We start from the raw sequence: 14,330 nt of genomic DNA on the forward strand, positions 1-14,330 counted from the left end.
ACGACGACGTGCCCAGCTGCATCGACGGCGTGAACCTGAAAGATGCTTTTGGCCAGATCGATGCCGACGGTGGTGATCTCCATGGGGATGGCTCCTGCATGAGCGTGGCTGCTGCTTCAACAGCGACCACATCTTGGCACCGAGATGCCGTCAGTCGGAGCGGGAGCCATCCACCCCATCTGCTTTTTCTGCCCCCCATCTCCAAAGCAGCCGTTCCATTATCGGCCAGACTACGACACGCTGGATCGCAATCGCGGGTAAAACCAGACATTCGGCTTGGCGCCCATACCCGCCGCTGGAGCGCGCTGCCTGCCTCGCGGCAAGCAGACAGTGTCGGCATCAACTGGAACTGTCGTTTGCCGCAATGAAGCGATCGATACTGGCGCCGGAGAACATTGCATGTCCTGAAAGTCGATGGTGCCATAGCACTGATGGGTAGGCTCGGAACGGAAATCAGCTATCCCGTAAGATCGTCGGAGCGACGACACGGCGTATTTTATGCGATCAGCCGGCCGGCCAGAAACTGGTTGTGCCGCCGGAATCATGCTACTTGCAGGCATGTCTGAGGCTCTCGAGATTGCTCATGGCACCTTTGGTCGCGTGGCGCTCCTCGACATGGACCGGAGCCTTGTTCGGCACGCGCATCCGCACTGCCACGTTCTTCTGAAGGTCGAAGGGGACGACACCGAGTTCCTCGTCGGGGACCGTGTCGTTGCGCTGACCGACGAACAGGCCGTGCTCGTCAATGCCTGGGAAACGCACGCTTATCTCCATGATCCGCGCCGCGCCAAGGCGATGATCCTGGCCCTCTATATCGAGCCGGACTGGCTGGGGGCCTTCCGGCGCAATTGGGCGGCGAGCGGGGCGCCTGGCTTCTTTGGAAAGCCCTTGGGCGGCGTGACCCCGACGATCCGCCGCTTCGCGCACGACCTCGCTGCGGAGATGGTCTACGCGCCGCACTCCTCGCACATTCAGGATCAGTTGCTGTCGGGCCTGATGATCGCGGTAATCGAGCGGTTCACCGCGTGGCGTGAGGAGGCCGAGTCGCTCCGCGCCGCCGCCAGGCGCAACGCCAGCGATTGGCGCATCCGGCGGACTATCGCGCGAGTGCGCGCCGAGCCCGGTGCCACGTTGGGGATCGAGGCCCTGGCCCGTGAGGCGGGCCTTTCCCGAGCGCAATTCTATCGCCTGTTCGAGCAATCCACCGGAGCTCCGCCCCACGTCTTCCTCAACGCGATCCGCATCGAGCAGGCCGTCGAGTCGATCGTGGGCAGCGAGGAATCCTTGGCGGCGATCGGCACGCGCCTCGGCTTCGCCGCGCCTGCCCATTTCTCGCGCTTCTTCCGGGATCATGTCAGCGTGCCCCCAAGCGTATTCCGCAGCATTGTCCGGCGAAGCGGCCAACCCGCCGTGTGAAGCCAAAGGCCCTCCGCCACGTCGAAAATGAGACGTTTGGGTAAGTCGCGAGATGCCTCGGCATCGTGGCGCCCGCCCGGATCCGTCACTCTGCCCGCGACAAGGACCCCATCGAGAGGTCCGGTGGAGGAAGCGGCTTGGGCATCGTGTCAACGAGCTATGTCGGACGGTCCGTAGAGCGCGTTGAGGACGCCGCCCTGCTCTCCGGGCTCGGCCGCTACATCGACGATCTCGGCACGCGGCCCGGCACGCTGCACGCGTCGATCCTGCGCTCGCCCCACGCCCATGCGGACATCCTCGCCATTGACGTCCAGGCGGCCAAGGCGCTGCCCGGCGTCACCGCCGTGATCACGGGCCGCGACCTTGATGCCGTCACCACCGGTCTCGTCCCCGCCTTGCGGGCGGCCGTCGATGCCCGCGCCATCGCGGTGGACCGGGTGCGCTATGTCGGCGAGCCGGTGGCTATCGTCGTCGCCCGCGACCGCTACCTCGCGGAGGACGGCTGCGACCTGATCGAGGTTCAGTACCGGGTCCGCCCGGCGGTGGTCGACCCGCTGGCGGCCCTCGCCCCCGACAGCGAGATCCTGCACGAGGGTGTCGGCGCGAATCTCGTGAGCGACCGGCGTTTCCGCTACGGTGACCCCGAGGTCGCCTTCGCAGATAGCCCGCACAGCCTGTCCGTGACCGTGCGCTACCCGCGCAACACCGGCTCGCCGATGGAGACCTACGGCGTCGTCGCTTCCTACGACCCCACCGACGACTCCTACGACGTGCTCGCGAACTTCCAGGGGCCGTTCAGCATTCACGCGGTCGTTGCCCGGGCGCTCAAGGTGCCGGGCAACCGCCTGCGCCTGCGCACGCCCCCGGATTCCGGCGGCAGCTTTGGGGTGAAACAGGGCGTCGCCCCCTACGCGGTCCTGATCGCCGCCACGGCCCGCCTCGTGGGACGGCCGGTGAAGTGGATCGAGGACCGGCTGGAGCACCTCTCGGCCTCCGTCTCCGCCACGAACCGGGTCACGACCCTCCGGGCCGCCTTCGAGGCGGACGGGCGCGTCACCGCTCTCGATTGGGATCAGGTCGAGGATTGCGGCGCCTACCTGCGGGCGCCCGAACCCGCCACGCTCTACCGGATGCACGGCAACCTCACCGGCGCCTACGCCATCCGCAACGTCGCCGTACGCAACCGGGTGGTGCTCACCAACAAGACCCCGACCGGCCTCGTGCGCGGCTTTGGCGGGCCGCAGGTTTACTATCCGCTCGAACGGCTGATGCAGCGCATCGCCGTGACGCTGGGCCTCGATCCCTTCGCGGTGATCCGGGCAAACCTAATCCCGGCCGACGCCTTTCCCTACCGCACCGCGACAGGCGCTCTCTACGATTCCGGCAATTACCAGCGCGCCCTCGACGAAGCCGCCCGGGATGGCGGGCTCGTCGAGTTGAAGCGGCGACGGGACGCCGCCCGCGCCGAGGGCCGCTTCTATGGGATCGGCCTGACGGCGGCGGTCGAGCCCAGCGTCTCCAACATGGGCTACATCACCACCGTCCTGACGGCGGAGGAGCGCACCAAGGCCGGGCCGAAGAACGGCGCGCAATCGACCGCCACCATCACCCTCGATCCGGTCGGCTCGGTGACGGTGCAGGTCGCTTCGGTGCCGCAGGGCCAAGGGCACCGGACAGTGCTGGCCCAGGTGGTGGCCGACGTCCTCGGCCTCCCGATGGAGCAGGTCCGGGTCACGGCCGACCTCGACACCGCCAAGGACGCATGGTCCATTGCCTCCGGCAACTATGCGAGCCGCTTCGCCGCCGCCGTGGCGGGGGTCGCGCACCTCGCCGCCACCCGCCTGCGCGACAGGCTCGCGCGGATCGCGGCGGCGCAGCTGAACCTACGTCCCGAGGACCTGCTCTTCGCGGATGGGCGCATCGCCTCGCGATTGAACCCGGATGCAGGCCTGCCCTTCGCGCGGGTGGCCGCCACGAGCCACTGGTCGCCGGGCCTCGTGCCCGAGGATCTCGGCGCGGTGATCCGCGAGACGGTGTTCTGGACGCCCCCGGAGCTGACCGCTCCGGACGCGGAGGACCATATCAATTCCTCCCTCTGCCACGGCTTCATCTTCGACATCTGCGGCCTGGAGATCGACCGGGTCACGGGGAAAATCGCCATCGACCGCTACGTCTCGATGCACGATTGCGGGCGCGTACTGCACCCGGGCATGGTCGAGGGCCAGGTGCGCGGCGGCTTCGCGCAGGCGCTCGGCGCGGCAGTCTACGAGGAACTCGCCTACGGCGACGACGGCGCCTTCCTGTCCGGCACCTTCGCCGATTACCTCCTGCCCACCGCGACCGAGGTGCCGGACCTGCGCATCCTGCACGTCGAGAGCCCGTCTCCCTTCACGCCGCTCGGCGCGAAGGGGGTCGGTGAGGGAAACTGCATGTCGACGCCGGTCTGCCTCGCCAACGCGGTGGCCGACGCTCTCGACCTCGAGGCCATCGACCTGCCCCTGACGCCTGCCAAGCTCGCCGCCCTCGCGGCAGGGGGCGACGAGCCGGCGCCGCCGGCCGGTCGAGCCGCGAAGGCCGCCGCGAAGGCGGGCGACCGGACCCTGCGCGGCGACGGCGCGGCCACCGTCACTGCCCCGCCGGAGACGGTCTGGGCGATGCTCCTCGACCCGGACGTGCTCGCCTCCATCATTCCCGGTTCGCATGGGGTGCGGAAGCTCTCCGACACAAGGTTCCGGGCCGACGTCACCCTCGGCGTCGGTCCAGTGAAGGGTCGCTACAAGGCCGAGGTGATCCTCTCCGATCTCGATGAGCCCCGGGCGGTGACGCTCACCGGCACGGTGACGGGCGGCCTCGGCAGCGGCGGCGGCACCGGCCATTTGACCCTGGAGCCCGACGGCTCGGGGGGCACGCGGATCGCCTACGTCTACGAGGCGGCGGTGGGCGGCAAGGTCGCGGCGGTGGGCGGACGCCTCCTCGACGGGGCCGCGCGGGTGATCATCGGCGGGTTCTTCACGGCCCTCGCCCGGCGAGCCGGCGGGTCCGGCAAGCGCGGGCTCCGCCTCCCGGCCGCCCTGCGATGGCTCCTCGCGCGTCTGGGGGTGTCCGCATGAAACCCGCGCCCTTCGCCTATCTGCGCGCCACGTCCGTGGACGACGCCCTCGAAGCCCTGCGCCAGCACGGCCCCGAGGCCCGGATCATCGCGGGCGGCCAGTCCCTGATGCCGATGCTCAACATGCGGCTGACGAAGCCCGCCGTGCTCGTCGACGTGATGCGCATCCCCGCTCTCAAGGAGCCTCGCCTCGACAAGGGGGCCCTCGTTATCCCGGCGGGCGTGCGGCAGGCGATCCTGCTCGACCGGCCGGGGCTAGCCCGGGACTTGCCGCTGCTGGCCGCCGCCCTGCCGTGGGTCGGGCACATCCAGACCCGGGCACGGGGGACACTGTGTGGCTCCGTCGCCCATGCCGACCCGAGCGCAGAGATTCCCCTCTGCCTCGTGGCGCTCCAGGGCGAGGTGCATCTGCGCAACCGGCGAAAGGTCCGGCGCGTCGCGGCGGAGACCTTCTTCGCTGGCATGATGGTCACTGACCGGGCCGACGACGAGATGATCGAGGCCATCGCCTATCCGCTGCGGCGGGAGGGCACCGGCACGGCCTTCGCTGAGATCGGGCGGCGACACGGCGACTACGCGATCGTCGCCTGCGCCGCCGTGGTGGACGGCACCCGGATGCGGCTCGCTGTCGGCGGCGTCGCCGACCGGCCGACAGCCCGCGACTTCCCCCACCTCGACGGCTCTGCGCTCGACGATGCCCTCAACGCCTTCGCCTGGGACCTCGGCGCGGGGGACGACCTCCACGCCACCGCCCGCTACCGCCGCGACCTCGTGCGCAGCCTCGGCCGCCGGGTGCTGGAACAAGCCGCCAAGGTCGCCCGCGGCGACACCCATCAGGAGGCCGTGCCATGTCACAGCTAGACGCGCAGGACCGTCACACGGTCGCCTTCACCCTCAACGGGCGCGAGACCGCGGTCGAAGTCGAGACCCGCACCCTGCTGACCGACGCCCTGCGCCACGGGCTTGGGGCCACGGGCACGCATGTCGGCTGCGAGCACGGCGTCTGCGGCGCCTGTACGGTGTCCATCGACGGGGTGCCCGCCCGGGCCTGCCTGACCCTCGCGGTGGGGGTCGAGGGCTGTGCCGTGCGGACCGTCGAGGGTCTGGCCCCGGAGCCTGGCCGCCTCGGGGTGCTGCAGGTGGCCTTCCGGCGGCGGCACGCCCTGCAATGCGGCTTCTGCACCGCCGGCATCCTGATGTCACTCGACGCCTATCTCGCGCTCCGGCCGAATCCGTCACGACGAGAGATCACGGAAGTGATCGGGGGCCATCTCTGCCGCTGTACCGGCTACGCGCCGATCATCGAGGCCGCCCTGGAGGCGGCTGCGGAACTCAGGGGCGACATCCCGGCCCCGTCATCCCCGGAGGCCGCCCATGCTTGATCTCGGCACCAGCTTCCTCGCGAGCGTCTCCCGCGATCCCTGGGCCCTGGCCCTCGTCGACGGGGAGACCCGGCTGACCTACGCGGAGTGGTTCGGGGTCATTTCCGCGACCGTGGCCGGGCTCGACCGGCTCGGGCTGAAGCCCGGCGACCACCTCGTCACGGTCCTTCAGAACCGGCACGAGGCGGCGACCCTGCACTGGGCCTGCCAATTCTCGGGAGTCGTGATCACGCCAATCAACTGGCGGGCCAAGGCCGAGGAGATCGATTTCGCGATCGAGAACGCGGAAGCCCGCGCCATCGCCTACGAACCGGTCTCGGCCGCGAGCCTGCGTGAGAGCGCGGCATCGCAGCTGATCCCGCGCATCGCCGTCGGCACGCCACCCGGCCCCGGCGAGACGGCCTTCGCCGACCTCGCCGCCACCGAGGAGCCGTCGGCGACGCCCCGGGCCGACGCGGAGGCGATCTCGCTGATGCTCTACACCTCCGGCACCACCGCCAAGCCCAAGGGGGTCCCACGGCGACACCGGGCGGAGCGCGCGGCGGCCGTGGCCCATGTAGCGCAAAACCTCTACGGGCGCGGCGAGCGCACGCTCGGCGTGATGCCACTCTACCACACGATGGGGGTGCGCTCGCTCCTCGCCATGTCGCTGATCGGCGGGACCTTCGTCTGCCTTCCCCGGTTCGATGTGGCGGGGGCGCTGCGGCTGATCGCGGCCGAGCGGATCACCAACCTCTACCTCGTGCCAACCCTCTACCACGACCTCGTGCACCACCGGGATTTCCAGGCGACGAACACGACCTCCGTGCGCAAGCTCGGCTTCGCCGGGGCACCGATGACGGACGGCCTGCTCGCCCGCCTGACCGAGGCGTTCCGGCCGGACCTCTTCGTCAATCATTACGGCTCGTCGGAGGTCTACACCTTCACGATCAACCACGAGGCGGCGGTTAAGCCCGGCTCGGCCGGGCGGGCGGGCCTCAACACCATGGTACGTGTCGTGTCCCTGGGGGGCGATCCTAGCCGGACCGCCGCGCCGGGCGAGGAGGGCGAGATCGCCGTCATCGCCAAGGGCGACGAAGCCTTCGAGGGCTACTGGCATCGCCCCGAGGCCGACGCCAAGGCCTTCCGCGACGGCTGGTACTTCACCGGCGACACCGGCTTCGCCGACGCCGACGGCGACCTCTACGTCACCGGGCGGGTGGACGACATGATCATCACCGGAGGCGAGAACGTCTCGCCCGTCGAGATCGAGAGCCGCCTGTCCCTGCATCCGGCGGTGTCCGAAGTCGCCGTCGTCGGCCTGCCCGACGAGCGCTGGGGCCGGATCGTCGCGGCCTTCATCAAGCGGAGCGGCAGCACCGACGCGGCGGCGCTCGACGCCCATTGCCGGGCCGGCGGCCTGCCGAGTCACAAGCTGCCGCGCCGCTACGTCTTCGTGGACGAGATCCCGAAATCGCCGGTCGGCAAGCTGCTGCGCCGCCAACTCGTGGCCGGCGAGTACGTCCTGGAAGGCGGGGCCGAGCCCCATGCCGAAGGTCACGAGGCTGCCTGACGGTCCCGCCCCCACTCCGAATCACAAGCGAGAGACCAAACCCATGACGAGCGACACCCACACCATCGACCCGCGCCTGACGAACCTCGACGGGTTCCGCGTCGAGATCGACTCGGAGCGCGAGCGCGCCGACGTGATCCTGGCGCGGCCGCCCATGAACGTCATTGCGATGCCCCAGCGCGACGAGATCCGTAAGGTGTTCGAGGCGCTGGACGAGGATCCCCGCGTGCGGGTCATCGTCCTGCGGGCGGAGGGCGAACACTTCTCGTCGGGGGGCTACATCAAGGGCTTCCTCGACGCCTCGCCCGAGCACGTCTCGAAGCTCGCCTGGAACATGGCGGCGCCGGCCCGCTGCTCGAAGCCCGTCATCGCCGCCAACCGGGGCTATACGTTCGGCGTCGGCTTCGAGATCTCGCTGGCCTGCGACTTCCGCATCGTCTCCGAGACCTGCCGTTACGCCCTGCCCGAGCAGAAGCTCGGGCAGATTCCCGGCTCCGGCGGCTCGGCCCGTCTCCAGAAGATCGTTGGCATCACCCGGACCAAGGACATCGTGATGCGCTCCAAGCGCATCCCCGGACGGCAGGCCCTCGACTGGGGCATCGCCACCGAATGCGTGGCCGACGCGGACCTGGAGAAGGCCACCGACGCGCTGGTCGACGAATTGCGCGCCTTCTCCCCCATCGCCCAGCGCACCGCCAAGAAGCTCCTCAACGACACCGAGGATGCGAGCCTCTCCATCGCCATCGAGCTCGAAGGGCATTGCTACAGCCGCCTGCGGCAGGCCGATGACTTCCGCGAGGGCGTCGAAGCGTTCCACGCCAAGCGCGCGCCGCGCTTCACCGGCTCATAGCCCGGCCGCGCCGGGGGGCTGCATAGCGGCTCCCCCCATCCCGTGACCTTCACCGCATCGCTTCGATCCCGCCCAGGCGGGAAACGACGGCGCGCGCCCGAATGGCTCCCATCCAGACCCAGAGCCCGAACCGGCCCCACCGCGGCAACGACCGCATCCCCCGGAGGAACCCCATGCAGACCGCCGCCACCTTCGCATCCGATCCCCCCGCCCTCGCCAGGCCCACCGGTCGGCAGACGGCGACGGCCGCCATGGCCTCGCTGTTCGGCTGGGGGCTCGATCTCTTCGACCTGTTCATTCTGCTCTACGTGGCGCCGGTCGTCGGCACCTTGTTCTTCCCGGCGGACAAGCCGATGCTGTCGCTGGCCGGAGCCTATGCCTCCTTCGCGGTCACGCTGCTGATCCGGCCCCTCGGCTCCGCCCTGTTCGGCTCCTATGCGGACCGCTTCGGCCGCCGCCGCGCCCTCATGGTGGCGGTGATCGGCGTCGGCCTGTCGACGGCGGTCTTCGGCCTCCTGCCGACGGTCGGCCAGATCGGATGGCTCGCCACCGCGATCTTCCTATTCTTCCGCCTCGTCCAGGGCGTCTTCGTCGGCGGTGTCGTTGCGGCATCCCACACGATCGGTACGGAATCTGTGCCGGAGCGGTGGCGGGGGCTGATGTCCGGGGCGGTCGGCAGCGGGGGCTCGGCCATCGGCGGCCTCCTGGCCTCCCTGGTCTTCTATCTCGTCTCGCTCATGGCGCCGGGCGAGGCCTTCGCCGACTGGGGCTGGCGGGTGATGTTCTTCTCGGGCCTACTGACCTCGGTGATCGGCCTGATCCTCTTCCGCAACCTCGAGGAATCCCCGATCTTCAAGGAACTGCAGGCCCGCAAGGCCGCGCTCCGGGAGGGTGCTCCGACGAAGGCCTCGCCGATCCGCTCGCTGTTCTCGCCGTCCAACCGGGGAAGCTTCGCGGTCGCGACGCTCATCTCCTTCGGCGGCGGCGCGGCCTACTACCTCACGTCCGGCTACCTGCCGACCCTCCTCAAGCTCGTGAACGGCGTACCGAACGCCACCGCCTCGATGATCCTGATCGGCGCCAACGTGGCGGCGGCGATCGGCGCCTGCGGCATGGGCGAACTGAGCCAGCATATCGGGCGCAAGCGGTCGTTCTTGCTGATGGGAGTCATCCGCCTGTTCGCCTTTCCCGTTCTCTTCCTGACCATGGCGAACACGACGAGCCTCATGGGGGTCGCGGCCTGTGCCTTCCTTCTCTCGCTCATCGCCAACGCCAGCTACGCGCCGCTGTTGATCTTCCTCAATGAAAAATTCCCGACGGCGGTACGGGCCACGGGGACGGGCCTGACCTGGAATATCGGCTTCGCGCTGGGCGGCATGCTGCCGACGTTCGTCTCCCTCATCGCCGATGGGCCGACGCAGATCCCGATGGTGCTGACGGTCGTGATGACATGCGTCACGCTAGTCTATCTCGTTGGCGCCGTTATCACTCCGGAGACGCAGGGCAACCTCGACCGGGCGTGACGGCCCCCCATGCAGGCGGAGCCACCTCCCAGGGCGAGCGTTCTGCTGGTCCTCCGCCTGCACGCCCTTGACCAGTCCGTCCTTCCCTATTCCGAGGGAAGGACGATACGTGCTGGTCGAATCCCGGTGGGAGCGATGAAATGGCTCGTCTGCAATCCTCCGGCTTCTTCGATCTCGGCGATGGTCGACTGGAATATCATTTCGTCGGTCGACAGCCGGAGGTGGCCCCCACGCTTGTGTTGCTCCACGAAGGCCTCGGTTCGGCGATGCAATGGGGCGCCCTGCCCGAGACTCTCGCCCAAACGACAGAGTGCGGTGTCCTGGCCGTCTCCCGCCAGGGATATGGCGCGTCGAGCCCGGTGCCCTTGCCTCGCCCGGCCGATTATCTCGAGCACGAGGCCCGCACAGTCCTCCCGCGGTTACTCGACGCCGCAGAATTCAGGAGCGGCGTGATGATCGGCCACTCCGACGGCGCCTCGATCGCCGCTCTCGCCTTGGCGGAAGGCGATGCCCGCCTGCGGGGCGGTGTGCTGATGGCACCGCATTTCTTCGTGGAGGAGGTCACGCTGTCCGCGATCCGGCGAACCCGAGCCGCCTACGAGCGGGGGCTCTTGAGGACCCGCCTCGGCCGCTGGCACACCGATGTCGAAGGGGCCTTCCGTGGCTGGAACGACGCATGGCTGGATCCGGCCCGGCGCGGATGGACGATCGAGGCTGCGCTGACACGCCTGACCGTCCCCGTGACACTTATACAGGGAACCGAGGACGCCTACGGGACGCAAGCCCAGATCGCTGCAGCCCGCAGATCATGTCCACCCAGCCTGCTCACAGTCCGTGAGATGCCGGGTGTCGGTCATGAACCACATCGCGAAGCTTTCGCGGACACGGTCGCTCTCATCTCGGCTTTCGTCGAGTATGTCCTGAAAGACGAACCAGGCTAAGGACCTACACAATCCTGACGGCGCTATGATGAATGACGGAGCTGTCTCCGACAACAGAAGCACATCTTCAGTTCGCGATTCTGCGAGAGGCCGAAACGCCACGTCCGCTATATGTCCCGCACTTCCGCAAATCGCCTTTCCGCTTCCGGCCAGCATTTTCCATCACGAAGCACTTCTGTGAACGTCTTCGATGAGTGGTTTTCTGTCTATCGAATTTCGGCCAGCAAGTCATGAAAGCGAACGTCGGCCACATGCATACTCACGAGGGAAGCCAGGCATTGGCCTGCTTGAGGTGAGCGCCATTTGTTCGTTCAGGTGTGAGGCCTAGATCATGCTGCTATGCCACGCCATCTTCGGCCACTACCTCCCGCGTCACGGCGAATTGGCCAACACAGCCCGTAGTGCTCCGCATTTCACTGCGTTCGTGGTCAGCACGTGCAATGCCGTTGCAAAGTTCTGCACCTGCCGCACATTGAAGCGGACCTACGGGCCTAAGATCGCGATTCTGCGAAATGCATGATCCGAGCAGGCCGCCGGCTCAGCCCGGATTGGATGGCGGGTCGCCCTCCCGACCCTGAGCCGGCCGACAGGCGCCCTAGCCGTGATCGGTCCGCCGGATGCGCTGGCTTTGCTGCCCGAGGCCCTCTATCCCTAGCGAGACCGTGTCGCCCGGCTGCAACCAGACGGGCTTGGGCTTGATCCCCATGCCGACGCCCGGCGGCGTGCCCGTCGCGATGATGTCGCCCGGCAGGAGCGTCATGTACCGACTGCAGTACGCGATGATCTCGCGAACGCCGAAGATCATCGTGCGCGAATTGCCCGTCTGACGGCGGGTTCCATTCACGTCGAGCCACATGTCGAGCTGCTGCGGATCGTGGATCTCGTCCTTTGTCACGAGCCAGGGTCCAATTGGACCGAACGTATCGCATCCCTTGCCCTTGTCCCATTGGCTGGACTGAAGCTGGAAGGCCCGCTCCGAGACGTCGTTCACGACGCAGTATCCGGCAACATGATCGAGGGCGTACTCCTCGGTGACGTACTGCGCCGTCGATCCGATCACGACGCCGAGTTCCACTTCCCAGTCGAGCTTGGTTGAGTCGCGGGGCTGGATCGTGTCGTCGTTCGGCCCGCAGACGGCGCTCGGAGCCTTGAGGAAGATGATTGGCTCGCTCGGGATGGCCATGCCGGCCTCGGCCGCGTGGTCCGAGTAGTTGAGCCCGATGCAGATGAACTTCGAGAGGCCTGTGAAGGGAACGCCGAGGCGGGGGCTTCCTTCTACCCGGGGCAGCCGCGTCGGATCCGTCTGTGCGATCCTGGCGAGACCGTCGGGCGCGAGTTCGGACGGACCAAGATCACGGCACACCGACGAGAGGTCGCGGAGGACGCCTGCAGCATCGACCAGAGCAGGCCGCTCGGACCCAACCTCACCGTAACGACAGAGCTTCATCGATCATCTCCGGATCAAGGGCGAATCAAGTGGGAGGAAGCCGGTCCAGCGGGTGCCCCTTCGGCGAGAGAGCTGAGCCAGTCGCGGGCGAGGGGCACATCGGCCGGTGTCAGGTCGTGGCCGCAGGGTAGGACATGGTGGGTCGCTTCGGCGCCCAGCTCGGTCAGGCAAAGTGCCAGATCGGCCCCGAGTGCCGGCGGCGCGATCGTATCCGTCTCGCCCGAGACAACGACGGCGCGCTGCCCGACAAGGGCAGCGGCCGCGGTACCAGTCAGCGGTGGAACGGCGCGCAACAGGATCGCGCCCCTCAGAAGAGCAGGATGCAGAAGCATGAGTGCGGCCGCGATGTTGGCTCCGTTCGAGAAGCCGAGGGCAAGCGGGGGCCCGAAACCGTAACGGTCGCGGGCGGCCGCGACGAAGGCCGCCAGCTCATCGGCTCGGCGGACGACCTCGGATGAATCGAAACGACCGTCCGGATGGCGAGCGAAGTGGCGCAGCTTGCCACCTTCCGATACGGCTCCGCGGACGGCCAGCATCGGCGCGCCGGGGGCCGCTGCCTGGGCAAAGGGCACAAGCTCGTCTTCGTCACCTCCGGTGCCGTGCAGCAGGAGGAGCGGCGATCGGCTCCCTTCCGACGCATACCAGCGGTGGGCCAAGCTATCGAGGCTCACCGGCCTGCCTCCGACCCGAAACTGAGCCCGGAGTTGGCGGGGTGGGGCGTGACTCGCGTGAACGGGCGGCGTGTCGCCAGGAGTAGCACCACGATGCCCGTCAGCATCAGGCCCGTCATGAACCACAGGCCGGGCGTCAGGCTCCCCGTCGCGTTCCGGATCCAGCCCAGCAGGAAGGGGCTCACGAAGCCACCCGTGAGGCCAAGGCAGTTGATCAGCGCCAAGCCGCCCGCGGCCGAACGCTCGGGGAGATAGGCCATCGGGATGCCGTAGAAGATCGGCATCGCGCCGAAGAGCGTCGCGGTCGCGACGGAGAGCAGTGCCAGGACGACTGGAAGGTTCGCGCCGGCGAGGGACGCCCCAATCAGCGCGCAGGCACCGACACCGACACAGACGGCGTAGTGCCACCGCCGCTCTTGCCGTCGGTCAGAGCGTCGGGACAGCCACACCATGCCGATGCCGCCGATCGCATAGGGGATTACGGACCATAGGCCAATTGCGGCGGCTCCCTGGACACCGGCGGCCTGCATCATCACGGGCATCCAGAAGGTGATCGCATAGAGCCCGCAGACGAGGGTGAAGTACGCCAGCGCGAGGACGTAGATTCGTGGGTCGCGGAACGCCGCACCGAATGCATGGCCGCCGGCAGCCAAGTTCGCGTCCCGGTTGATCTCTGCCAAAAGGAGCATCTTCTCGGATGATGTCAGCCAGGGAGCATCTTGAGGCTTGTCGACGAGGATCCGGAGCGCGACGAGCCCGAGAAGCACGGCCGGCATGCCCTCCAGAAGGAACATCCACTGCCAGCCCCTGAGGCCGAGGACACCCTGCATGCCTTCGAGGATGAAGCCTGAGACAGGTGCACCGATCACACCGGCGAGCATGCTGCCGCTCAGAAAAATTGCAGTCATTTCCGCCCGGCGGCGGTTCGGATACCAGAGCGTCAGATAGTACATCACCCCGGGGGCGAGGCCCGCCTCGAACGCTCCCAGGATCAGCCTCAGCGCGTAGAACGAATGGGGCCCGGTGATGAACATCGTTGCCGAGGAGGCGAGCCCCCACAGGATTAGGATGCGCGCCAGCGTTCGCCGGGCGCCGACGCGCTGAAGGACGAAGTTGCTCGGGACTTCGCACAGAAAGTAACTGACGAAAAATAGTCCGGCGGCGAGGCCGTAAACCGCGTCGTTGAAGCCCAGCTCCGCGCGCATGTGCAACTGCGCATAGCCGATATTCACCCGGTCGAGATAGGCAGCCACGTAGCATGCGAAGAGGAACGGCAGCAGCCGCCACTGCAATTTTCGATAGAGTGCGGCGCTATCCACATCATCCGTCTCGAATGACTTAGCCGGCGGTCGGCCAAGCACGGGCGGATCACCTCCGGGCGTCACGTCCATTTTCATGATCTCCCTATTCTGTTCCGGAACTTCCGTCCGGTTCGAAGG

12 protein-coding genes are annotated in these 14,330 nt (G+C 67.9%); 9 read left to right on the forward strand and 3 right to left on the reverse strand.

The annotated features are described in order from the left end of the window. The 9 genes from H288_RS35820 to H288_RS0129905 form a co-directional block, all read left to right on the forward strand. On the forward strand, positions 1-368 hold a 368-nt coding region (locus H288_RS35820), incomplete at its 5' end, for a hypothetical protein (RefSeq protein ID WP_210163420.1). Positions 369-558: 190 nt separating this feature from the next. Further along, positions 559-1,416 carry an AraC family transcriptional regulator gene (locus tag H288_RS0129865; protein ID WP_020096244.1) on the forward strand — a complete coding sequence of 286 codons (858 nt, stop codon included), beginning with the start codon at positions 559-561 and terminating at the stop codon, positions 1,414-1,416. A 137-nt stretch (positions 1,417-1,553) separates the two neighbouring features. Continuing rightward, a complete protein-coding gene (locus H288_RS0129870; protein ID WP_020096245.1) occupies positions 1,554-4,526 on the forward strand; it encodes a molybdopterin cofactor-binding domain-containing protein in 2,973 nt (990 codons plus the stop codon). Beyond that, complete coding sequence (locus H288_RS0129875) at positions 4,523-5,386, forward strand: FAD binding domain-containing protein (RefSeq protein ID WP_020096246.1); 864 nt, start codon at positions 4,523-4,525, stop codon at positions 5,384-5,386. Before H288_RS0129870 ends, H288_RS0129875 begins: the two co-directional genes overlap by 4 nt. Then, a complete protein-coding gene (locus H288_RS0129880; protein WP_020096247.1) occupies positions 5,374-5,907 on the forward strand; it encodes a (2Fe-2S)-binding protein in 534 nt (177 codons plus the stop codon). The genes H288_RS0129875 and H288_RS0129880 overlap by 13 nt, the downstream gene beginning before the upstream one ends. Next, the gene (locus H288_RS0129885) at positions 5,900-7,459 is read left to right on the forward strand and encodes an AMP-binding protein (protein WP_020096248.1); all 1,560 of its coding nucleotides are present in this window, start codon (positions 5,900-5,902) and stop codon (positions 7,457-7,459) included. The genes H288_RS0129880 and H288_RS0129885 overlap by 8 nt, the downstream gene beginning before the upstream one ends. Before the next feature lie 43 nt (positions 7,460-7,502). Beyond that, positions 7,503-8,309, forward strand: a complete 807-nt coding sequence (locus H288_RS0129890) for an enoyl-CoA hydratase-related protein (RefSeq protein WP_020096249.1) — start codon at positions 7,503-7,505, stop codon at positions 8,307-8,309. Between the two features lie 173 nt (positions 8,310-8,482). Beyond that, on the forward strand, positions 8,483-9,832 hold the full coding sequence (locus tag H288_RS0129900) for an MFS transporter (RefSeq protein ID WP_020096251.1): 1,350 nt from the start codon (positions 8,483-8,485) through the stop codon (positions 9,830-9,832). Between the two features lie 140 nt (positions 9,833-9,972). Beyond that, positions 9,973-10,773, forward strand: coding sequence for an alpha/beta hydrolase (locus H288_RS0129905; protein ID WP_020096252.1), 801 nt, complete (start codon positions 9,973-9,975; stop codon positions 10,771-10,773). Between the two features lie 595 nt (positions 10,774-11,368). Here the strand turns inward: H288_RS0129905 and H288_RS0129910 are convergent. The 3 genes from H288_RS0129910 to H288_RS0129920 are packed head-to-tail and all read right to left on the reverse strand — an operon-like array spanning position 11,369 to position 14,282. Next, positions 11,369-12,220, reverse strand: coding sequence for a fumarylacetoacetate hydrolase family protein (locus H288_RS0129910; RefSeq protein WP_020096253.1), 852 nt, complete (start codon positions 12,218-12,220; stop codon positions 11,369-11,371). Positions 12,221-12,234: 14 nt separating this feature from the next. Continuing rightward, positions 12,235-12,891 carry an alpha/beta fold hydrolase gene (locus H288_RS33150; protein ID WP_020096254.1) on the reverse strand — a complete coding sequence of 219 codons (657 nt, stop codon included), beginning with the start codon at positions 12,889-12,891 and terminating at the stop codon, positions 12,235-12,237. Beyond that, the gene (locus H288_RS0129920) at positions 12,888-14,282 is read right to left on the reverse strand and encodes an MFS transporter (RefSeq protein WP_106735965.1); all 1,395 of its coding nucleotides are present in this window, start codon (positions 14,280-14,282) and stop codon (positions 12,888-12,890) included. Before H288_RS0129920 ends, H288_RS33150 begins: the two co-directional genes overlap by 4 nt. Positions 14,283-14,330 lie beyond the last annotated feature (48 nt).

Origin of the sequence: Methylobacterium sp. 285MFTsu5.1, from assembly GCF_000383455.1 — a bacterium.
Taxonomy (GTDB): domain Bacteria; phylum Pseudomonadota; class Alphaproteobacteria; order Rhizobiales; family Beijerinckiaceae; genus Methylobacterium.